Consider the following 20652-nt stretch of genomic DNA (forward strand, 5'->3'; position numbering starts at 1 on the left):
CGACTGGCGCGGCACGCCCGCTGGTTGCTCGGGTGCGATCAGTCGGCCGGAGTGATGGATGACGCCGGCGTTCGTCCGGCGCGCCGACGTTCGCGCCGCCGACGGCGGTAGCGGCGAATCCGGCTCGCCAGCAACGTGATCAGAAGCAGGCCGATCAGCAGGAACAATCCCGCCACGATCGCCGCTGCCACCGGGTAGAAGATCGCGAGGGTGACGACGCCCGCGACGGCGAGATCCTCCACGGCGCTGGTCACGATATTGCTGGCCGGTTCCGGTGAGGTGTTGATCGCCATCCGCAGCCCGGCCTTGACCAGATGGCTGACCAGGGCGGTGGTGCCGCCCACCGCCGCCGCGGCCAGTTGCGACAGCGAATCGTCGGAGCCCGCGATGAGCGCCGCCACCACCGCGCCCGTGGCCGGCCGCACCACCGTGTGCAACGTGTCCCAGAACGTGTCGAGGTACGGAACCTTGTCGGCCACCGCCTCGATGAGGAAGAGCACCGCGGCCGCGATCAGCACGTCGGTGCGTTGCAGGCCTTCCGGTACGTCGTCGGAAAGGCCGGTGGCGCCGAACAATCCGAACAGCAGCACCACGGCGTAGGCGTTGATACCGCTGGCCCAACCCGCGGTGAAGATCAAGGGGAGCAGGGACACACTTCGATCCTAGGCGCGAGCGCCCGGCTCACCGCAGTGCCGCGCGTCCCCTCGCTCTGCCGAGCAGCACCAACGCCACCAGCGTGACCAGCACCAGGAGTGTCGTCCCCGCCGCGGCGTCGAACACGTCTCCCCGATCGGTCTGCCCGAAGATGGTGACCGGCAAGGTGCGCCAGGTGGCGGGGTACACCATGATGGTCGCGCCCAGTTCACCCATCGACAGCGCGACAGCCAGGCCGGCGGCCGCGCCGAGCGCGGGCAACAGCAGCGGAAGCGTCACCTCGCAGAGCACCCGAACCGGCCCGGCGCCAAGGGATTCGGCGGCTTGTCGATAGTCCGGATCGAGGCGGTCCAGCGCGGCCGACACCGCGCTGAACGCGTAGGCAAGCACCAGCACCGCGTGCGCGACGATGACGATCCACTTGGAACCGCCCAGCAGCAACGGGCGCTCGTTGAAGGCGATCAGCACGCCGAGACCGATGGCGACCGAGGGCACCGCCACCGGCAGGTGGAACACGGCGTCGGTCAGCCTGCGACACCACGCCGGCGCCTCCCGCGCGGCGAGTGCGGCCCAGGTGCCGACGATCAAGGCGAAAGCGCCCGCCAGCAATGCGGTCTGCAAACTCACCGACAGGCTCGCCGCTTGCTCACCCGTCAGCGCCTGCCGGAAGTTGGCGAGCCCGAGATCCGAAGGGAGCGGGCCGGTCCAACTACCGGCCAGCGACGCGGCGACGACGGTGGCGATCGGCGCGACGAACACGACCGTGACGACCAGACCGAACACCGTCAGCACCACCGCCCGGCCGGTTCGGGTCCACACCAGCATGGTCACTGTCCTTTCCGCGCCGTGACGCGCGCGAAGACGAATCGATAGGCGGCGTACAGCGTCAGCGACAGCGCCACCTGCACCGAAGCCAGCACCGCCGCGCCGGGCAGGTCGAAGGTCACGATGCCGCGGGTGTAGATCAGCGCGGGCAGCGTCAGCACGCCCTTGGCGCCGGTGAACAGCACAATGCCGAACTCGTTGAGCGTCAACAGGAGAACGAGGCTGCCGCCCGCGGCCATGGCGGGCCAGGCCTCCGGCAGCACGACCTGGCGCAGCACCCGCCACGGCGAGGCGCCGAGACTGGCCGCCACGTCGAGCTGTTCGCGCGGCAGCCGAGCGAACGCGGCGAGCAGCGGACGCACCACGAAGGGCGTGAAAAAGGTGATCTCCGCGGCGATCACGCCGAGCGGGGTGTTGAGGAAGTTCAGCAGGGGAGTGTCGCGGCCGGTGAGCTCGGCGATCAGCGCGTTGACCGCGCCCGCGGTGCCGTAGAGAAAGGTGAACGCGAGCGTCACCAGGAACGACGGCAGGGTGAGCACGGTATCGATCAGCCTGCCGACCACCGCCGAGCCCGGGAACGGCACGAACGCCAGCACGATGGCGAGGAACGCGCCGAGCACCAGGCACCCCGCGGTCGAGGCGAACGCGATGGAAACCGTGCGCCACAGCGCGTTTCGGAACGACTCCGAACTCAGCACCGAGGACCACACCTCGGTACCGCGCCCGTTCGAGGTGACCGTCGACTCGGTGAGCACCCGCAGAATCGGATATCCGGCGACGAGGAGAACCAGCAGCACCGACGGCAGCGTCCACAGCACCGCGCGCCATGGCCGCCGCGCGGGTGCCGGTGGTTCGACGCTGTCCACCGGACGGTCGAGCAGCACCGCGCTCATGTCGGCACTTCCGTCGCCTGGCCGTTCGGCGATCGGGACGGGAGCGCGAGCCAGAGCGTACGCGCGCCGCCGCCTCGCGCGAACGCTGTGCTGCGGTGAAGGATTCGCCGCCAGCCGGTCGGGGGATGAGCCCACACGCGTACGCCTGCCCGCATGCCGGCGCCTGCGCTTCGCGACAACACTCTGCGCCGGAGAAGGACTCGCATCCCGCCGGTCGCGCAGTGGGCGCGGAGCTCCGTGAGCCCGAGCATTCTTCCGCTGCCGCCTCGCGAGTTCGCCGTGCGGTGGTGCAGGTCTCGCGGCCAGCAAGTCCTGGGATGCGCGCACGCACCCACCAGCCCGATCATCCGAGTGCTCCAGCCCCGCCTGGGATCCCCGGGGCGGTGGACGGTCCAGCACCGACCGGTCGGGGGATGAGCACGCCCGCTGGATCGGGGAACCGGACGCCGACCACCGATCCCGGTGTCTGCGGGGCACGTCCTGGCACGTCCACCACGAGCGGATCCGGTAATCCATCCAAGCCGACCTCGAGCCGCGTGGATGCGCCGCGCCATACGCTCGACAGCACATTGCCTCGCAACGTATTCCGCTCGGGTAAGCCGCCGATCGCCACGGTGTGCGGCCGAATGCACAGCAGCGCGTCCGAATCCGGTTCCAACGCGCGCCTGCCGACGCCGGGATCAGGCGCATGGGCGCGCAGCGTGTGCGAGCCCGCGGTAACCAGCGCGATGCCCCCGGAAACCCGATTCACCGTGCACGGCACAAGATTCGCGCCGCCGAGGAACGCCGCGGTGAAGTCGCTGGGCGGCCGCTGCCAAAGGTTCTCGGCGGTGTCCACGTCGACGAGGCGGGCGTCGCGCATGACCGCGATCCGGTCGGCGAGCGCCAACGCCTCGGCCTGATCGTGTGTGACATACAGCATCGCGGTGTCCGGCAACGCCTCCCGCAACTGCCGCAACTCACCGAGCATCGTCTGGCGCAACTGGGCGTCCAGCGCCGCGAGCGGTTCGTCGAGCAACAGCACCTTCGGCCGGATGGCGAGCGCCCTGGCGATGGCCACGCGCTGCTGCTGCCCGCCGGACAGCTCGCGCGGCAGCCGCTTGCCGTACTCGGCCATGCCGACCATGGTCAGCGCCTCGGTCACCCGGTCCGCGATGGCGTTGCGCGGCACACGATGCGCTTTCAGTCCGAAGGCCACATTGCCGTGCACGGTCATGTGCGGGAACAGCGCGTAGGACTGCACCACCACACCGATACCGCGCTTGGCCGGTGACAGATTCGTGACGTCGCGCCCGGCCAGCCGGACCGCGCCCGAGGTCGGCCTGACGAACCCGGCCAGCGCCTTGAGTGCCGTCGACTTGCCGGACCCGCTGGGCCCGAGCAAGGCGACGGTCTCGCCCGCGGCGACGCGCAACGTGAAGTCGGCAAGGGCGACGGTGGATTTGCGGCCGGTCCCGTACCGGACGCCGACCCGGTCGAACACGATGGCGGGTTCGCCGTCGACTTCGTGACGCGAAGTGGCGGTGGACGTTTCGGTGAGCGTGTCGCCGGGGATCATGTCAGCCTCCGATGGCCTTCTCGTAGGCGGCTACGTCGTCGTTCAGGTCGGCGAGGACTTTCGTCCAGTCGGGGCGCACGATCTGAACGCCCTGCAACAGGGCGGCCGGGCTCGGGCCGGAGCCGGTGGCGTCGGCCAGATCGGTGCGGGCCGAAACGGCGAACGCGTCGGGGCCGAGCGTCTGCTGCACCTCTTTGCTGAGCAGGTAGTCCATCAGCTTCTTGGCGGCCTCCGCGTGCGGGGCGCCCTTGGCCAGGCCCATGAAGTAGGGCAGCGCGACGGTGTGCTTGGCGCCGTCGGCCGAGGCGGGGAAGAAGATGCCGAACTTCGAGCCCTTCGAGGTGATCGATTCCATGTTCATCTGGATGTCGCCGTTGGCGATCAGCAGCTCGCCCTTGTCGACCTTCGGTTGCAGCTTGCCGGTGGACGCCGACGGCCCGACATTGTTGACCTGCAACCGCTTCAAGTAATCCAGTGCGCCGTCCTTGCCGCGCAACTGTTGCAGCAGGATCAGCACGGCGGTGCCGTCTCCGGCCTGGCCGGGGGTCGAATACTGGAGCTTGCCTTTGTATTCCGGCTTCAGCAGGTCGTCCCAGGTGAGCTTCGAGGCGTCGACGGAGTTGTTGGCGATGAAGTTCAGGTAGTTGCCCGCCAGGCTGACGAACCTGCCGTTCGGGTCCTTCTCGGTGGCGGGGTAGGCCGAGGTGTCGACGCCGAGCGGCTGCAAAAGCCCTGTGGCGTCGGCCTTCTGGATGAACGGCGGCAGGGTGACCACCACGTCGGCCCGCGGGTTGGACTGCTCCTTCTCGAGGCGGTTGACCACCTCGCCGGATCCCGCCGCGACGACGTTCACCGCGATGCCGGTCTCGGACCGGAACTTGTCGAAATGGGTCCGGTACCAGGCGTCGAGGCCGTCGGCGGAGTAGACGGTGACCGTCTCGGAGCCGCCGGAACCCGTTCCGCCGCAGGCCGCGGTCACGGCGACGGCGGTGGCGGTGACGACCAGCAGGGCGGTCCTGGACAGGACGCGAGACAGGCGCGTGGGGGAAGTACGCACGGTGGGAGCAACTTTCGCTTGATGGTGTCGATGGTCGAAGGGACGAGGACTCAGGCGCGCTCAGCGCGGATCAGTTCGGCGAATTCGACGACCGAGGGCAGCACGTGGGTGGCCCCGGCGGCACGCAGCCGCGGTTCGTCGTGCGCGCCGGTCAACACGCCCGCGACGATGCGGGCGCCCGCAGCACGGCCGGTGGCGATGTCGCTGGTGGTGTCGCCGAGCACGGCGACACGGTCGACGGCGTCGACGCGCAAGCGCAGCAGCGCGGTGAGCACCAGGTCGGGGTAGGGGCGGCCGCGACCGGCATCGGAGGGCGCTAGGGTGAGATCGGCGATGTCGTTCCAGCCCAGCGCGTCGAGCAGCCGATCCTGGGTACTCCGGCTGAAGCCGGTGGTCAGCGCGACCCGCACACCCGCGTCGCGCAGCGATGAAATGGCCTCGGCCGCACCCGGAATGGGCGAAATATCGACCTCGCCGATCAGAGCGCCGTAGGCGTCCTCGAAGGCGCGGTTGGCGGCCTGCGCGCGGTCCTCGTCGCCGAGCAACGCGCGGAACACGGCGATCTTGGACTGACCCATGGTGTCCAGCACGTACTGGCGGGCGTGTTCCCGCCGCGGCCCTTCGGTTTCCATGCCCGCGGCCGTCGCCGCCGCTTCGAACGCGCGCTGCACCAGGCCGCCGTCGGCGACGGTTGTTCCCGCCATGTCGAGTACGGCCAACTGAATCGTGTTGTCCGGCATTGTTTCTCCTTCAGAGGCCCAGTAGTTCGGCGGTTTCCTCGCCGAGGACCGGGCCGAGGGTCATGCCGCGGCCGCCGGGGCCGGTGATCACCCAGACGTGCTCGTCGGCCTTTGCTCGGGTGACGATCGCGGCGGGATCGACGCTCTGGCTGTACACCCCGGCCCACCGGCGCACGATCGGCGGTAGCTTGCGGCCGAGCAGCTCCTCGGTGACGGAGGTGAGGTGCTCGTAGGGCGCCTCGTCCACGTCGAAGGCGAACGGCTCGGTGTACTCGTGGGTGTCGCCGATGGTGAGTCCGCCGTGCAGGCGCTGCACGCACAGCAACTGCATCCGGTGCTCGGCCGCGGTGGCGGTCTGGGACTGCTCGCGTTCGAGCGCGTCCACCTCCGGTCCCGCGAAGCCGGGGTAGTAGCGGAAGCTGTCGCCGTCGGCGACGGCGGTGGTCAGCGGCTCGCCGAGCGGCGCGGTCTGCATCATCTGAAGCCGGACCCGACGCACGGGGATCGTCCCGACCAGTTCCCTGGTCAGCCCGGTGTGCGCGGCGCCGGGGCAGACCAGCACCAGGTCGGCCGTGAGGGCGCGGCCGTGGTCGTCGAGAACCGTTGCGCCGGAACCGGTGTCGGTGACGGATCGAGCTTCGGTTCCGGCGTGGAACGAATAGCGTTCGGAGGCCGCGAGATAGGCGCGCAGCGCGGGCAGCGCCTGCCGCGACTCGACGGCGGCGTCGGTCGAGCAGTGCAGTCCGGCCAGATACTTGCCGCGCAGCGCGGGGTTGATCGCGCGCACCCGCTCCGGCTCGAGCAGTTCGAATCCGCGCGCCTCGGCGCTCTCGCTCGCCGCCGCCGCGCTCGCCACGGCCAGTTCCTCGGGGGTGCGCACCAGCGTGATGGACCCGGCGGGCCGGAACCCGACGCCGGGGACCTTGCCGCCGATCTCCTCCCAGATCTCGCGCGAACGCAAGGTCAGGTCGAGCTCCGTCGCCGACCGCCCGGACACCCACACCAGGCCGAAGTTGCGCACCGTCGCGCCACGCGCCTCGGGCTCGCGCTCCAGCTGCACTACCTCGTGTCCGCGGCGGACCGCGGCAAGGGCGTGGGCGGTGCCGAGGATTCCACCTCCGATGATGACCACTCGCATGGGAACCATGGTGGGCAATGGTCTAGACCGATGGGTGTTGCCCGTGCGAACGCCGGGTTAACAATTGGTATAGTCCAATTGCGGGTAGGCTGTCGGGCATGGAAGCAACGGAGGTGACGCGCGGTCGGCGTGGCGAGACATCCGGCGGCGGCATCGAATTGGTCCTTCCGGAGCGCCTGCCGAAGTCGTATCGGGTGCGCACCGAGCTGGAGGGGATCATCGACGAGCTGGCCGAGGGCGATCCGGTGCCCTCGGAGCGCGAACTCGCCGTGCGATTCGAAGTCGCCAGGGAGACCGTCCGGCAGGCCCTGCGAGATCTCTTGGTGGAAGGGCGGATTCGGCGGCAGGGACGCGGGACGGTGGTGTCCCGGCCGAAGATGGTGCAGCCGCTGTCGCTGCGCTCCTACACCGAGGGCGCGCTGAGTCTTGGCCGGGTGCCCGGCCGCATCCTGGTCGGCTGGGAGGACGTCCCCGCCGACGCCGACACCGCACGCGATCTCGGGCTCCCCGTCGGCACGCCCGTGATGCACCTGGAGCGGGTGCTGCTCGCCGACGGTGAGCGCATCGGACTGGAGAGCACCTTCCTTCCGCTCGCGCGCTTCGCCGGACTCCGCGACAGCTACGACCCGACCACCTCCCTCTACGCGGCCGTGCGCGCCTCGGGGGTGGAATTCGGCGCGGCCACCGAACGCATCGAGACCGTGCTCGCCTCCCCGCGCGAGGCCGCCCTGCTCGAATGCACCACGGCGCTGCCGCTGCTGTTGTTGCACCGGCGCAGCGTCGACGAGGAGGGCGCGCCCATCGAGCGGGTGCGCGCCCTCTATCGCGGCGACCGGATCGCGTTCGAGGCGCGGCTGTCGAAGTAGCCGGTCAGCGCAGCTGCGGCGCCACTTTCGTGCCGAGTAGGTCGATGGTGCGCAACACCTTCTCGTGCGGCAGTGTGCCGACGCTGGTGTGCAGCATGAACCGGTCAAGGCCGAGGGTGTCGCGCACTCCGGCGATCTTCTCGGCGACGTAGTCCGGCGTCCCGACGAACAGCGAGCCGCTCTGGGAACGCAGCGCGTCGAACTGTGCCCTGGTCATCGGACCCCAGCCGCGCTCGCGGCCGATGGTGCTCATGGCCAGCGCGTACGGCTGATAGAAGTCGGCGACCGCCGCTTCGTCGGTGTCGGCCACGTAACCGTGCGCGTGCACCGCCACCGGCTGCCGCTCGTGCCCGCCCTCGGCCAGCGCCCGGTGATACAGATCGACCAGCGGTGCGAAACGCGCGGGCTGGCCGCCGATGATCGCGATGGCCAGCGGCAGACCGAGCAGCCCGGCGCGGATCACCGATTCCGGGCTGCCGCCGACCGCGATCCACACCGGAAGCGGCCGGTCCTCGGTGCGCGGATAGACCACCGCGTCGCGCAACGGCGCGCGGAACTTCCCGGACCAGGTGACGGGCGCGTCCTCGCGCAGCCGCAGCAACAGCGCCAGTTTCTCCTCGAACAGTTCGTCGTAGTCGGCCAGGTCGTAGCCGAACAAGGGGAACGACTCGGTGAACGAGCCGCGGCCCGCCATCAGCTCGGCACGTCCGCCCGACAGACCGTCCAGAGTCGCGAAGTCCTGGTAGACGCGGACCGGGTCGTCGGAGCTGAGCACGGTGACCGCGCTGGTCAGCTGGATGCGCTCGGTGCGCGCCGCGATCGCCGCGAGCACGACCGCGGGCGAGGACGCGGCGAAGTCCTTGCGGTGGTGTTCGCCGACGCCGTACACGTCCAGGCCGGCGCGCTCGGTCGTCACCGCCTCCTCGACTACCTCGCGCAGCCGCTGCGCAGCGCTCGGCGCGGGCCGGTCGCCCGCCGGGTACAGCTCGGCGAACGTCGTCAGTCCCAGTTCCACAGCTTCAGTCCTCTTCCTGAGTAGTTGCCCAGAATAAACGGACTGCGGTCCGGTCCTATTCCGTCCCGGCGCGGGCGGCGGGGTGGCGCCGACCGGGTGCGGATAGTCTTGTCCCATGTCCGTGCGTACCCGTAAGCCACTCGTTCCCGGCACGCTCTCGCCCACCCGAGAGGTGCCGCGCTCCATCGAGCGACCGGAGTACGCGTGGAAGAAGACCGTCAACGAGGGGCGCGAGCCCTGGGTGCAGACGCCGGAGACCATCGAGAAGATGCGCGTCGCGGGCAAGATCGCCGCGCAGGCGCTCGAGGAGGCAGGCAAGGCGGTGGCGCCCGGCGTCACCACCGACGAACTGGACCGCATCGCCCACGAATTCCTCTGCGACAACGGCGCGTACCCATCGACGCTGGGCTACAAGGGCTTTCCGAAGTCCTGCTGCACCTCGCTGAACGAGGTGATCTGCCACGGCATTCCGGACTCCACCGTGATCGAGGACGGCGACATCGTCAATATCGACGTCACCGCCTACATCGACGGCGTGCACGGCGACACGAACAAGACCTTCCTCGCCGGTGACGTCGACGAGGAGGTCCGGCTGCTGGTGGAACGGACCGAGGAGGCCACCATGCGGGCCATCAAGGCGGTCCGTCCCGGCCGGGCGCTCAACGTGATCGGGCGCGTCATCGAGTCCTACGCCAACCGGTTCGGCTACGGCGTGGTGCGCGACTTCACCGGCCACGGCGTCGGCCCCACCTTCCACAGCGGCCTGGTGATCCTGCACTACGACCAGCCCGCCGTGGAGTCGATCATCGAGCCGGGCATGACCTTCACCATCGAGCCGATGATCAACCTCGGCGGCATCGACTACGAGATCTGGGACGACGGCTGGACCGTGGTCACCAAGGACCGCAAGTGGACCGCGCAGTTCGAGCACACCCTGGTCGTCACCGAGACCGGCGCGGAAATCCTCACCCTGCCGTGAGCGATCGGCGCTGCCCTGCTCGCCGCGGCCGGGGGCGGACGCGATGAAGGGCGCGCTGCTCGTCGCGGGCACCACCTCCGACGCCGGGAAAAGCGTTGTGGTGGCGGGTATCTGCCGCATGCTGGCCAGGAAGGGCGTGCGGGTGGCGCCGTTCAAGGCGCAGAACATGTCCAACAACTCGGTCGTCACGCTGGACGGCGGCGAGATCGGACGAGCACAGGCACTCCAGGCGCAGGCCTGCGGTCTGGAGCCGAGCGTCCGGTTCAATCCGGTGCTGTTGAAACCGGGCAGCGACCGTCGCTCGCAGCTCGTGGTGCGCGGCAAGGCCGTCGGTACCGTGGGCGCGGCCGACTATTTCCGGCACCGGCAGGAGCTGCGCGCGGTCGTCGCGGCCGAACTCGACGCGCTGCGAGCCGAGTTCGATGTGGTGATCTGCGAGGGAGCCGGGTCACCCGCCGAGATCAATTTGCGCGCCACCGATCTGGCGAACATGGGGCTGGCCGAGGCGGCGGGTCTGCCGGTGCTGGTCGTCGGTGACATCGATCGTGGCGGGGTGCTCGCGCACCTGTTCGGCACGCTGGCCGTGCTGGATCCCTCCGATCAGCGACTCATCGCGGGTTTCGTGATCAACAAGTTTCGCGGTGACGTCGAGCTGTTGCGGCCGGGTTTGGAGCGGCTGACCGAACTCACCGGACGGCCCACCCTCGGTGTCGTCCCGTTCGCCGAAGAACTGTGGATCGATGCCGAGGACTCGCTCGGCACCATCGCCGACGCCCCGGTCGGCCGCCCGGCCGCACCCGCGGGAACGGAATGGCTCACGGTCGCCGCCATCCGGCTGCCACGCATCTCGAACTCCACCGACGTCGAGGCGCTGGCCTGCGAACCCGGCGTCGCGGTGCGCTGGGTGCGCGATCCGTCCCGGCTGGCCGACGCCGACCTGGTGGTGCTGCCCGGCAGCAAGTCGACGGTGTCGGATCTGGACTGGTTGCGCCGCAGTGGAATTGCCGCCGCGCTGGCCGAGCGCGCCGCGACCGGGCGGCCGATTCTCGGCATCTGCGGCGGCTATCAGATGCTCGGCCGTCGCATCGTCGACGACGTGGAATCGGCGGCGGGCACGGTCGACGGACTCGGTCTGCTCGACTTGGACGTGGAATTCGCCGAGCCGAAGGTGTTGCGCCGCACCGAAGGTCACGGCCCTGCGACGTCCGCCGAACGTATCCCCTTGCAGGGGTACGAAATTCACCACGGCCGCGTGACACGCAACGGCGACCCGCCTTGGCTTACGGCGGCGGGGGAGCCGGAGGGCAGCGTTCGCGGCGCGATCTGGGGAACGCACCTGCACGGACTGATGGAGTCCGACGACTTCCGCCGCGCCTGGCTGCGGGAGGTCGCCCGCCGGGCGGGCCGCACGGGTTTCGTTGCGGCCGAGGCGACTTCGGTCGCCGCCGTGCGGTCCGCCCAGCTGGATCTGCTCGCGGATCTGATGGAGCAGCACCTCGACACGAGCCTGCTGGAGCAGCTGATCACCGAAGGCGCGCCCGGTGCGATGCCCACGCTCAGATCGAGTCTCGACGCACTCGACGTTTCGGATCGGCGCTAGACGAGGTCAGCCACCTTCGCCCCGGCGACCCTGCGCGCCGATCTCGGCGGTCGGCCGGTCGCCCTGCCCGCACACCATCCCGGCCGAATGGAGCTCGGCGACCGGCGGACCGTCCGCTAACGCTGCGGGTCGGTGACCTCCTTCGGCAGCGGATCGCTCATGGCGACACCCGAACCGGTCCACGTGTAGGTGATCGTGACGGGACCGCCCTGCGGCGCGGCGAACGGCTCGTCGGCCACCAGCCACCGGTACCCGACGCTGACCGAGTTGCCGTTCGAGCCCGCCACGTGCGTGAACGCGTAGGGCTCGGAAGTCGCCGTGCCCAAGTACTTTCCGTCGTGGAAGAACATCACGTGGATCGGCGCGCCCGCCGAGTTTCCGCCCACGGCGCGCACCCACAGCAACTGCCCGCAGCTACCCGGCTGGTCGGCCGAGGCCTGCGTGGCGACCCAGCCTTCGCCCAGTCCGGCCAGCGCGGCGCGCACACCCGCCGACGCGGGGTCGACGCAGCGCCCTTGGCCGCTGATGTTGTCGCTCGGCACGGGCTCGGTGTCGGACGGGACGGGTTGCCGCGATGGTTCGGTCGCGACAGGCGGTGGTGTCGTGCCGGGCACCGGTGTGGCAGCGGGAGGCGTGGCCGTGTCGCCGGGCGCCTGCGGCGCGGCCGTGGTCGTTCCCCCGGGAGCGGACGCGGGCACCGTTGTCCGTGGCGAAGTCGGCGTCGGCGCCGAGTCGTCGCTGCCGCAGCCCACCGCCAGCGTGGCCGCGGCGGCCAGCAGCACGGCCATTCGACCCATGTGGTTCATGTCCCCTCGATTCTGTCGAGACCGTGCCATCGCACGCTCGTTCGTTTCATCGTGGATCCCGATCGGCGCGTTAAACGCAGGAATTCGGGGCATGGCTACCCTTGACAGGATGAATGCGCCCGCTGAGTTGTTGGTGACGGTTGCCGCGGATCTGGAGTCGGTGACGACGACCGGTCCGGAAGACGATCCGGCCGATGCCGGGGTGAGCCGCGCCGCGATCGACGCCGTGTGGGAGTCGGTGCGCGCGTGGTACCGGTTGGGGACCACGCCTGCGATTCAGGTGTGCCTGCGGCGCGACGGGAAGATCCTGCTGAACCGGGCGATCGGGCATGGGTGGGGCAACCGGCCTGGGGACGGGCCGGACGTGGCGCGGGTGCTCGCGACGCCGGACCTGCCGTTCTGCGGATTCTCCACCGCCAAGGGCGTCTCGGCGGCGCTGATGGCGATGCTGGCCGAGCAGGGCGCGTTCGCGCTGAACGACCCGGTGTGCGAATACATTCCGGAGTTCGCGGCCAACGGCAAGGAGCGCATCACGATCGGCGACGTGCTGTCGCATTCGGCGGGCGTGCCGTTCGTGACCGGGCCGTATCGGGGCTACCAACTGGTGGTCGACGAGGAACTGGCGGTGCGGGCGCTCGCCGATCTCCGGCCCAGCTGGCCGACCGGTCGTTTCCGCGTCTACCACGCGCTGACCAGCGGTTTGATCCAGCGGCTCCTGGTGCAGCGGGCAACGGGCAAGCGGATGCGGGAACACCTGCACGAGCAGGTGCTCGCGCCGCTCGGCTTCCGCTGGACCAACTTCGGCGTGTTACCGGAGGAGGTCGATCAGGTGGTGCCGAGCGTGCCGGTCGGTCCCGGTCCGTCGCGGATCTGGAAGTTCTTGGCGCGCAAGGCGCTCGGCGGCGGCATGGGCGGGGCGATGAACGACGAGGCGACCCGCGCTTTCCTCACCGCGGAACTGCCGTCCGGCAATCTGGTGACCACCGCCTACGAACTGTCCCGCTTCTACGAAATCCTCGCGCGCGGAGGAGAATTGGACGGTGTCCGGATCATGCGCCCGGAGACCTTGCGCGAGGCGGTGCGCCCGGCGAGCCGGATTCCAGGGGCGGCGGGTCGAGTCAGCGTGGCGGGCTACGAACTCGGCGGCAGCCGTTCGAAGTTCGGCCGCCACACCGAAACCCATTTCGGCCGAAGCGGACTCACCACCCAGTACGGCTGGGCCGACCCCGCCCGCGGCCTCTCCGGCGCCATCCTCACCAGCGGCAAGGCGACCGGCGACACCAACCGCCCCTGGCAACTGGTCGCCCAGATCTCGGCGGCCGTCCCTCGCCACGAGCCCTGAACCGCCATTGACCAGCCGTCCCGCCTGCCTTACCTGACCGAGATCCACCGGGTGCTGCGCCGCCGGTACGGGCTGGACGCCGAGACCGTCACCGAGATCATGCTTGGCCTGCTCGCCTCCGCCGAGATCGTGGTCGAGCGGGCCGACACCGTGCGGCAGGCATTGCGGCGCTGCGCCGAGGGAGCCGACTTCGAGGACGCGCTCGTCGAGCAGCTGGGGCGCGAGGCGGGATGCGATCTCACCGTGACGCTGGACCCGGCGGCCGCTGCCATCACCGGGATGCGGTTGGCGGTGTGAGCCGGTCGCCGAGACACGCCGTCGGAGCGGGTAGCGGCGGTGTAGCGTACTCGGACATGGAGTCTCGGCGGATCACGGTCGGTGACCGGGCCTGGACCGTGCGGGTCGACGGCCCGGAAACACGGCACACGGTATTGCTCTTGCCCGACGCGGGCGATCCGGTGGACGTGTACGACCAGGTCGCCGCCCGGCTGCACACTTCCGACCTGCGCACCCTCGTCGTCGAGTCCGTCGAGGGACTCGATCCCACGGCGGTGCACGCCATCCTCGACCAGCTGAACGTCCCCTACGCGCACGTCGCGGGCCGGGGCGCGGGCGCGACGGTGGCCTGGCAGACCTGCTCCGGCCCGTTCGGACGTTTCATCAGCATGGTGGTGGCCGACCGCGGCCATCCCGCAGCCGCCGGAGCCGACGGTGTCGTCGTCGACCCCGGCTGCCTTCCGCTGGAGCTTCCGGTGACCGTGCTGGTCACCAAGCGGTTGCCGCGCACGGTCGCCGACGCCTCGGGACGCTTCGTCTACGGCGAGTTCCGCGTGGTGCAGGTCGACGTCGACAACGTGGCCACCGAGGCCGACCACGAAATGGCCACCGAGATCGTGCTACGCACCAGCCTCTGGTGACTCGGCCTTGCGCCGGTACACCAGCCAGTCCAGCCAGTTGTCCATCTCCTCGAACGCCTTGGCGCGCGGCTCGGCCGAGGAGAGGAACACGTCGTGGCGGGCGTTCTCGATCGGCACGATGTTGGTGCGATCACCGAGGCAGCCCGACCAGCGCTGAATCTGCTTCACGTCGAGCACGGTGTCGGCCACATCGGCGGCCGGGCCGTACTTGCGCATGAACTTGGTCAACCGGGACCGCAGGATCAGCGCGGGCACCCCGATGTCCAGGCCCTGGTGCAGCCGGAAGTGGCCGCGGCGGATCGCGCGCAGCCAGCCGAAGCGCACCGGCGCGCCGGCCAGCGGCTTCCAGTCCAGGTTGTAATCCCACTCGCCCGCGGCGCTCTTGTGCAGGCTGTCGCCGTAGGTGCTGATCGAGGCGCCAGGCATTTCCAGCATCGAACGGAACCGGCCGAGCGCGCCGATGATCGGCGTGCCGATGGTCCGGTAGTACGACGGGCCCTGCAGGTCGAACCAGGGGCTGTTGAGCACCAGCCCGACGATGCCAGAGGCGGCGACGCCCGCGGTCCGGTTGAGCCGGTCCAGCCACAGCGGCAGGATCAGGCCGCCGGTGGAGTGCGCGACCAGCAGCACCTGCTCGCCCGCCTCCTCCTTGACGATGCGCAGCGCCTCGTTCAGCTCCTCGTCGTAGAAGGCGAGGTCGGTGACGTAGTGCGGGCTCTGTCCGTCGCGCAGCGACCGGCCGCACTTGCGCAGGTCGAGCGCGTAGAAGCAATGACCGCGCGCGGCGAAATGCTCGGCGAGGTGCTGCTGGAAGAAGTAGTCGGTGAAGCCGTGCACGTAGATCACGGCGCACTCGGTGGCGGCCGCACCGGTATCGGGGAGATAGCGCACGAGGGTTGCCGAGATGTCGCCCTCACCGTCCGGGTCCGGGCCCAGCGGGATGGACCGCTGCTCGTACCCCGCTCCCAAGACATCCGGCCGCCACTTGCTCCCCGTCTGCTCCGTGATCTCGGACACGTCTAGCGAGGTTTCGTTCGTCACGAGACCCAATGTAGGCGAGGTCCGGCCCGGAATGAAGATCGCTCACGACCTGGAAGGAGGGAGGAATCTACGTCACATTCGCCGGGTTCGTTGCCGGAATGCGATCCCTCGAGGTGCACAATTGGCGATAGGTGAACGGCGGGTAACCTTATCGACCGCCGAGTCACGCCAGGCTCGCAACAATTGCAATGCGCCCCGTCGCAACAACCACATAGCGCCCGTGCCCAGGCAAGACCACCCTGCCGGTGGCCGCGCCAGAAGTGACAAGGAAGTCGATCTACCCGTGCCGAACGCTGCCATGACTGAAAAGACCGATGTAGTTCTCATCGGTGCCGGGATCATGAGTGCCACTCTCGGCGCGCTGCTTCGTCAGCTGCAGCCGGAGTGGTCGATTACGCTGTTCGAGCGGTTGGACGCCGCGGCGGCGGAGAGCAGCGATCCGTGGAACAACGCGGGCACCGGACACTCGGCGCTGTGCGAGCTGAACTACAGCCCGCAGAACGCCGACGGCTCGGTCGACGTGACCAAGGCCATCGACATCAACGAGCGCTTCCAGGTCTCCCGCCAGTTCTGGGCATACGCGGTGGAGAACGGGGTGCTCGGCGACCCGTCCCGCTTCATCAACCCGATCCCGCACGTCAGCTTCGTGCACGGCGCCGACGACGTGCAGTACCTGCGCAAGCGCTACGAGGCGCTGGCTCCGCACCCGCTGTTCGAGGGCATGGAGTACATCGACACCCCCGACGAGTTCGCGCGCAGGCTGCCGCTGATGGCCAAGGGCCGCGACTTCTCCGACCCGATCGCGCTGAACTGGACCGACGGCGGCACCGACATCGACTTCGGTTCGCTCACCAAGGAGCTGCTCGCCTACCTCGGCGCCACCGGCGCGAACCTGGCCTTCGGCCACGAGGTGCTCAACCTCGACAAGCAGTCCGACGGCAGCTGGAAGGTCCGGGTCCGCAACCTGCGCACCCGTCAGACCCGCACCGTCCAGGCCAAGTTCGTCTTCGTCGGGGCGGGCGGCGGGGCGCTGCCGCTGCTGCAGAAGTCCGGGATCAAGGAGATCAAGGGCTTCGCGGGCTTCCCGGTCAGCGGCCAGTTCCTGCGCTGCACCAACCCCGCCCTGATCGACAAGCACGAGGCCAAGGTGTACGGCAAGGCCGCCGTCGGCGCACCGCCGATGTCCGTGCCGCACTTGGACACTCGCGTCATCAACGGCAAACCGGGCCTGCTGTTCGGCCCGTACGCGGGCTGGACCCCGAAGTTCCTCAAGGACGGCAGCAACACCGACCTGTTCAAGTCCATCCGCGCCGGTAACCTCGCGCCCATGCTCGGCGTCGGTCTCACCGAGATGTCGCTGGTCAAGTACCTGGTCTCGGAGCTGCTCAAGTCGCAGTCCGGCAAGGTCTACACCATGGAGGAGTTCATCCCGCGGGCCGACGGCCGCGACTGGGAACTCATCACCGCGGGTCAGCGCGTGCAGATCATCCGCCGCAAGGGCATCGGCGGCGTGCTGGAGCTCGGCACCGCCGTCATCGCCGCCAAGGACGGCTCCATCGCGGGTCTGCTCGGCGCCTCGCCGGGCGCGTCGACCTGCGTCACCGCCATGCTCGACGTCCTGCAGCGCTGCTTCCCGCGCGAGTACGCCGACTGGACCCCGCGCCTGCGCCAGATGATCCCGTCGCTCGGTATGAAGCTCTCCGAGGACAAGGCCCTGTTCCACGAGGTGTGGGACTGGACCAACAAGGCGCTCAACCTCACCAACGCGAACACGCCGAAGCATGCAGGGGTCGCGCTGACGCCGTAGGTGTGATAGCAAGGCGCGATGATGTCAACGGTTGCTCTCAAACGGTCATGGGCGCAGGATCTCGACACTGCGACCCTGTATCAGCTGTTGAAACTTCGCGTCGAAGTCTTTGTGGTCGAACAGAAGTGCGCCTACCCGGAGTTGGACGGACTCGATCTGCTTCCGGAAACGCGGCACTTCTGGCTCGACGACGAAGGTGAGGTCATCTGCACCCTGCGTCTGACGGAGGAGCACGAGAACGGCGTCAAGTCGTTCCGCATCGGCCGCCTCTGTACCGCCGTCCCGGCCCGTGGCCACGGCTACACCACCCGCGTGCTGCAGGCCGCGCTCGCCGAGGTCGGCTCGGCCACCGTGCGGCTGAACGCGCAGACGTATCTGGTGGACATGTACGCCAAGCACGGCTTCCAGCCGGACGGCGAGGAGTTCGAGGACGACGGGATCATGCACACGCCGATGCGGCGCGGCTGAGTCGTTGGCGCGCTGGCGCGAACGGGCTCGCAAGACTCGCCCTCGGGGTGGCGGGGAGCGCGTGGATGGATCGGGCTTGTCCAAGCTGGGCCAGCCGATAGGTATCGGATGGGCGGGCGAGTGTCGCGGCTGCGAGCCGGGCGAGTAATGCTTTGGGCGGACCGCGCGTACCGCAGCGGGGCTAGGCGATAGTCGTTGGCAGATCGCGGCTGCGGGTCCCGCGGATAGCCGTCGGACCGGCGGTGCGTTATCCCGGTCGCTCCGGGGTGGTAGCCGCGGGGAGGACGGGCGCGCCTAGGCTAGGGACGTGTCCTTGTCCCGTGTTGAAGTCGCGACCTCGTCCCGTTCGCCCCGTGTCGACACCGAGGCGGGGTTTCCGTTCTCCGCGGTGGTCGGGCAGGAGCGCCTGCAGCTGGCGTTGATCTTGTGCGCGGTGCATCCCGGTATCGGCGGCGTGCTGGTGCGCGGCGAGAAGGGGACCGCGAAGTCGACGGTCGTGCGCGCGCTGGCCCACCTGTTGCCGCCGGTGGTGGACGAGACGGGCGCGCGGCCCGCGCGGTTGGTCGAGCTGCCGGTCGGCGCCACCGAGGACCGCGTGGTCGGATCGCTGGATCTGGAGCGCGTGCTGCGCGACGGCGAGCAGGCGTTCCGTCCCGGTCTGCTGGCGGCCGCGCACCACGGCGTGCTCTACGTCGACGAGGTCAATCTGCTGCACGACCACCTGGTGGACGTGCTGCTCGACGCCGCGGCCATGGGGCGCGTGCACATCGAACGCGACGGCGTCTCGCATTCGCATCCCGCGCGCTTCGTGCTGGTCGGCACCATGAATCCCGAAGAGGGCGAGCTGCGTCCGCAGCTGCTCGACCGGTTCGGGCTCACCGTCGACGTGGCCGCCTCCCGCGACGTCGACGTGCGAATGGCGGTGGTGCGCCGCAGGCTCGACTACGAGGCCGATCCGGTCGGATTCGCGGCCCGCTACGCCGCCGCCGACCGGGAGATCGCCGACCGCATGCTCACCGCGCGCGACCGGCTCCCCGAGGTCGCGCTCGATGACGTGGAGCTGCGGCGGATCGCGGCCCTGTGCGCGTCCTTCGACGTCGACGGCATGCGCGCCGACCTCGTGGTGGCGCGCACCGCGACCGCGCACGCGGCATGGCGCGGCAGCGACGCCGTCACCGAGGAGGACGTGCGGATCGCCGCGGAACTCGCACTGCCGCACCGGCGTCGACGCGATCCGTTCGACGAGCCGGGCATCAGCGAAGAACAACTCGACGAAGCCATGAAGGAAGCGGCCGCAGAGGCCGACCGCGCCGAGGAGCCCACGCCGCCAACGGAATTCGACGGTGGCTCGGACGATTCCGAGGGTGATCGCGGCCCCGAGGACCCGGACGACGGACCCGACGCGCCACCCGAAGGCCCGGGCGGCGGACCCGCGCCGCGCGAAGGACGCACCGGCACACCGAATCCCGGCGCCGCCAAGCCGCCGCGCTGGGAGGTTCCCGGAGTCGGCGAGGGTGCGCCGGGCCGCCGGTCCCGTGCCCAGACCAGGCACGGCCGGGTCGTCCGCTCCACCACCGAGACCACCGCGGGTCTGCATCTGCTCGGCACCGTCTTCGCCGCCGCGCCGCACCAGCACGACCGTGGCCGGGTGGACGGCCCGCTCGCGCTCGCCGCCGAGGACCTGCGCGGCGCGTATCGCGAAGGGCGCGAAGGCAATCTGGTCGTCTTCGTGGTCGACGCGTCCGGCTCCATGGCGGCACGGGACCGGCTCTCGGCCGTCACCGGCGCGGTGGTCAGCCTGCTGCGCGACGCCTACCAGCGCCGCGACAAGGTCGCCGTGATCACCGTGCGCGGCCAAGACGCCGAACTCGTGCTGCCACCGACGTCCTCGGTCGATATCGCGGTCCGCCGCCTCGCAGGCCTGCGCACCGGCGGCAAGACCCCGCTCGCCGCCGGCCTGCTGAAAGCGCGCGAGGTGATCCAGCGCGAACGCGTGCGCGACCCGCGCCGCCGCCCGATGCTGGTGCTGCTCACCGACGGACGCGCCACCGGCGGAGTCGATCCGGTGCCGAGGGCCTGCGCCGCCGCCGCACTGCTCGCCAAGGACGCGGTCACCGCGATGGTGGTGGACTGCGAGCGCGGCATGGTGCGGCTCGGACTGGCGACGGAGTTGGCGGGCGCGTTGCGCGGCGGCTACGTGCGGCTGGCGGAGTTGACCGGCTCGGCGGTCGCCGACATCGTCCGCGCCGGATCCGCGAACGGTGCCGTGCGCGCCGCCTGATCGTCGTGACTCCGCTCCGATAGTTGTACGAGGCACAAGGAGATTCGATGCCCAAGGGTGTGCCGGAGACGGTTCCGGACGATGGACTGACCACGCGGCAGCGGCGCAACCAGCCGGTGCTCGCGGTGCACACGGGTCCAGGCAAGGGGAAGTCGACCGCCGCGTTCGGGATGGCGTTGCGGGCCTGGAATCAGGGATTCGACGTCGCCGTCTTCCAGTTCGTGAAGAGCGCGAAGTGGAAGGTCGGTGAGGAGGCGGCGTTCCGCACCCTCGGGCGGCTGCACGAGGAGACCGGCGCGGGCGGCGCCGTGGAATGGCACAAGATGGGCGAGGGCTGGTCCTGGACCCGCAAGCACGGCACCGAGGAAGACCACGCGTCCGCCGCGCTGGCGGGCTGGCGGGAGATCGCGCGCAGGCTGGCCGCCGAACAGCATCGCTTCTACGTGCTCGACGAGTTCACCTATCCCCTGAAGTGGGGCTGGGTCGACGTGGACGAAGTGGTCAAGACGCTGGTAGACAGGCCCGGCAACCAGCACGTCGTCATCACGGGCCGCGACGCGCCGCAAGCGCTGATCGATGCCGCCGACCTGGTGACCGAGATGACCAAGATCAAGCATCCGATGGACGCGGGGCGCAAGGGTCAGCGGGGTATCGAATGGTGAACC

The 20652-nt window shown here is 69.8% G+C and carries 20 protein-coding genes; 10 read left to right on the forward strand and 10 right to left on the reverse strand.

Annotation, left to right across the window (positions count from 1 at the left end; all coding sequences use genetic code 11):
• Nucleotides 1–38: 38 nt before the first annotated feature.
• The 7 genes from NAM01S_RS09195 to NAM01S_RS09225 form a co-directional block, all read right to left on the reverse strand.
• Nucleotides 39–653, reverse strand: coding sequence for a DUF4126 domain-containing protein (locus tag NAM01S_RS09195; protein WP_067782341.1), 615 nt, complete (start codon nucleotides 651–653; stop codon nucleotides 39–41).
• Nucleotides 654–681: 28 nt separating this feature from the next.
• The gene (locus tag NAM01S_RS09200; RefSeq protein ID WP_067782735.1) at nucleotides 682–1479 is read right to left on the reverse strand and encodes an ABC transporter permease; all 798 of its coding nucleotides are present in this window, start codon (nucleotides 1477–1479) and stop codon (nucleotides 682–684) included.
• Between the two features lie 2 nt (nucleotides 1480–1481).
• Complete coding sequence (locus tag NAM01S_RS09205; RefSeq protein WP_067782344.1) at nucleotides 1482–2372, reverse strand: 2-aminoethylphosphonate ABC transporter permease subunit; 891 nt, start codon at nucleotides 2370–2372, stop codon at nucleotides 1482–1484.
• A 343-nt stretch (nucleotides 2373–2715) separates the two neighbouring features.
• On the reverse strand, nucleotides 2716–3930 hold the full coding sequence (locus NAM01S_RS09210; protein ID WP_067782347.1) for an ABC transporter ATP-binding protein: 1215 nt from the start codon (nucleotides 3928–3930) through the stop codon (nucleotides 2716–2718).
• 1 nt (nucleotide 3931) lies between these two features.
• The gene (locus NAM01S_RS09215) at nucleotides 3932–4987 is read right to left on the reverse strand and encodes a 2-aminoethylphosphonate ABC transporter substrate-binding protein (protein ID WP_174554787.1); all 1056 of its coding nucleotides are present in this window, start codon (nucleotides 4985–4987) and stop codon (nucleotides 3932–3934) included.
• A gap of 50 nt (nucleotides 4988–5037) precedes the next feature.
• The gene (locus tag NAM01S_RS09220) at nucleotides 5038–5727 is read right to left on the reverse strand and encodes a phosphonatase-like hydrolase (RefSeq protein ID WP_067782350.1); all 690 of its coding nucleotides are present in this window, start codon (nucleotides 5725–5727) and stop codon (nucleotides 5038–5040) included.
• A 10-nt stretch (nucleotides 5728–5737) separates the two neighbouring features.
• A complete protein-coding gene (locus NAM01S_RS09225) occupies nucleotides 5738–6865 on the reverse strand; it encodes a TIGR03364 family FAD-dependent oxidoreductase (RefSeq protein WP_067782741.1) in 1128 nt (375 codons plus the stop codon).
• Nucleotides 6866–6963: 98 nt separating this feature from the next.
• Here NAM01S_RS09225 and NAM01S_RS09230 point away from each other — a divergent pair, with 98 nt between their 5' ends.
• Complete coding sequence (locus tag NAM01S_RS09230; RefSeq protein WP_084482685.1) at nucleotides 6964–7731, forward strand: GntR family transcriptional regulator; 768 nt, start codon at nucleotides 6964–6966, stop codon at nucleotides 7729–7731.
• 4 nt (nucleotides 7732–7735) lie between these two features.
• On the opposite strand, the gene NAM01S_RS09235 is transcribed toward NAM01S_RS09230, so the two are convergent.
• On the reverse strand, nucleotides 7736–8746 hold the full coding sequence (locus NAM01S_RS09235; protein ID WP_067782353.1) for an LLM class flavin-dependent oxidoreductase: 1011 nt from the start codon (nucleotides 8744–8746) through the stop codon (nucleotides 7736–7738).
• A gap of 115 nt (nucleotides 8747–8861) precedes the next feature.
• Here NAM01S_RS09235 and map point away from each other — a divergent pair, with 115 nt between their 5' ends.
• Both map and NAM01S_RS09245 read left to right on the forward strand, forming a co-directional pair.
• On the forward strand, nucleotides 8862–9725 hold the full coding sequence (gene map, locus NAM01S_RS09240) for a type I methionyl aminopeptidase (RefSeq protein WP_067782356.1): 864 nt from the start codon (nucleotides 8862–8864) through the stop codon (nucleotides 9723–9725).
• Between the two features lie 43 nt (nucleotides 9726–9768).
• On the forward strand, nucleotides 9769–11325 hold the full coding sequence (locus NAM01S_RS09245; RefSeq protein WP_067782358.1) for a cobyric acid synthase: 1557 nt from the start codon (nucleotides 9769–9771) through the stop codon (nucleotides 11323–11325).
• 116 nt (nucleotides 11326–11441) lie between these two features.
• Here NAM01S_RS09245 and NAM01S_RS09250 read toward each other — a convergent pair whose 3' ends face one another.
• Entirely contained in the window at nucleotides 11442–12131 is a 690-nt protein-coding gene (locus NAM01S_RS09250; RefSeq protein ID WP_169810824.1) for an LppP/LprE family lipoprotein, read from the reverse strand.
• A 109-nt stretch (nucleotides 12132–12240) separates the two neighbouring features.
• Between NAM01S_RS09250 and NAM01S_RS09255 the strand changes: the two genes are divergently transcribed.
• Genes NAM01S_RS09255 through NAM01S_RS09265 form a run of 3 tightly spaced genes read left to right on the forward strand, consistent with a single transcriptional unit; the run spans nucleotide 12241 to nucleotide 14390 of the window.
• Nucleotides 12241–13473 carry a serine hydrolase gene (locus tag NAM01S_RS09255; RefSeq protein WP_067782364.1) on the forward strand — a complete coding sequence of 411 codons (1233 nt, stop codon included), beginning with the start codon at nucleotides 12241–12243 and terminating at the stop codon, nucleotides 13471–13473.
• Between the two features lie 51 nt (nucleotides 13474–13524).
• Nucleotides 13525–13770 (forward strand): PIN domain-containing protein, encoded by a 246-nt coding sequence (locus tag NAM01S_RS09260; RefSeq protein ID WP_067782367.1) that lies wholly within the window; start codon nucleotides 13525–13527, stop codon nucleotides 13768–13770.
• A 56-nt stretch (nucleotides 13771–13826) separates the two neighbouring features.
• Entirely contained in the window at nucleotides 13827–14390 is a 564-nt protein-coding gene (locus tag NAM01S_RS09265) for a hypothetical protein (RefSeq protein WP_067782370.1), read from the forward strand.
• Here NAM01S_RS09265 and NAM01S_RS09270 read toward each other — a convergent pair.
• A complete protein-coding gene (locus tag NAM01S_RS09270) occupies nucleotides 14370–15431 on the reverse strand; it encodes an alpha/beta hydrolase (protein ID WP_174554788.1) in 1062 nt (353 codons plus the stop codon). The two genes, NAM01S_RS09265 and NAM01S_RS09270, sit on opposite strands and share 21 nt — an antisense overlap.
• Nucleotides 15432–15729: 298 nt before the next feature.
• Between NAM01S_RS09270 and mqo the strand changes: the two genes are divergently transcribed.
• The 4 genes from mqo (at nucleotide 15730) to cobO (ending at nucleotide 20649) form a co-directional block, all read left to right on the forward strand.
• A complete protein-coding gene (gene mqo / locus NAM01S_RS09275) occupies nucleotides 15730–17238 on the forward strand; it encodes a malate dehydrogenase (quinone) (RefSeq protein ID WP_067782373.1) in 1509 nt (502 codons plus the stop codon).
• 18 nt (nucleotides 17239–17256) lie between these two features.
• Complete coding sequence (locus NAM01S_RS09280) at nucleotides 17257–17706, forward strand: GNAT family N-acetyltransferase (protein WP_067782375.1); 450 nt, start codon at nucleotides 17257–17259, stop codon at nucleotides 17704–17706.
• 313 nt (nucleotides 17707–18019) lie between these two features.
• The gene (locus tag NAM01S_RS09285) at nucleotides 18020–19987 is read left to right on the forward strand and encodes a magnesium chelatase subunit D family protein (RefSeq protein ID WP_067782750.1); all 1968 of its coding nucleotides are present in this window, start codon (nucleotides 18020–18022) and stop codon (nucleotides 19985–19987) included.
• A 47-nt stretch (nucleotides 19988–20034) separates the two neighbouring features.
• Nucleotides 20035–20649, forward strand: a complete 615-nt coding sequence (gene cobO, locus NAM01S_RS09290) for a cob(I)yrinic acid a,c-diamide adenosyltransferase (RefSeq protein WP_067782378.1) — start codon at nucleotides 20035–20037, stop codon at nucleotides 20647–20649.
• Nucleotides 20650–20652 lie beyond the last annotated feature (3 nt).

The sequence above is a fragment of the Nocardia amikacinitolerans NBRC 108937 genome, from assembly GCF_001612615.1.
Lineage (GTDB): Bacteria > Actinomycetota > Actinomycetes > Mycobacteriales > Mycobacteriaceae > Nocardia > Nocardia amikacinitolerans.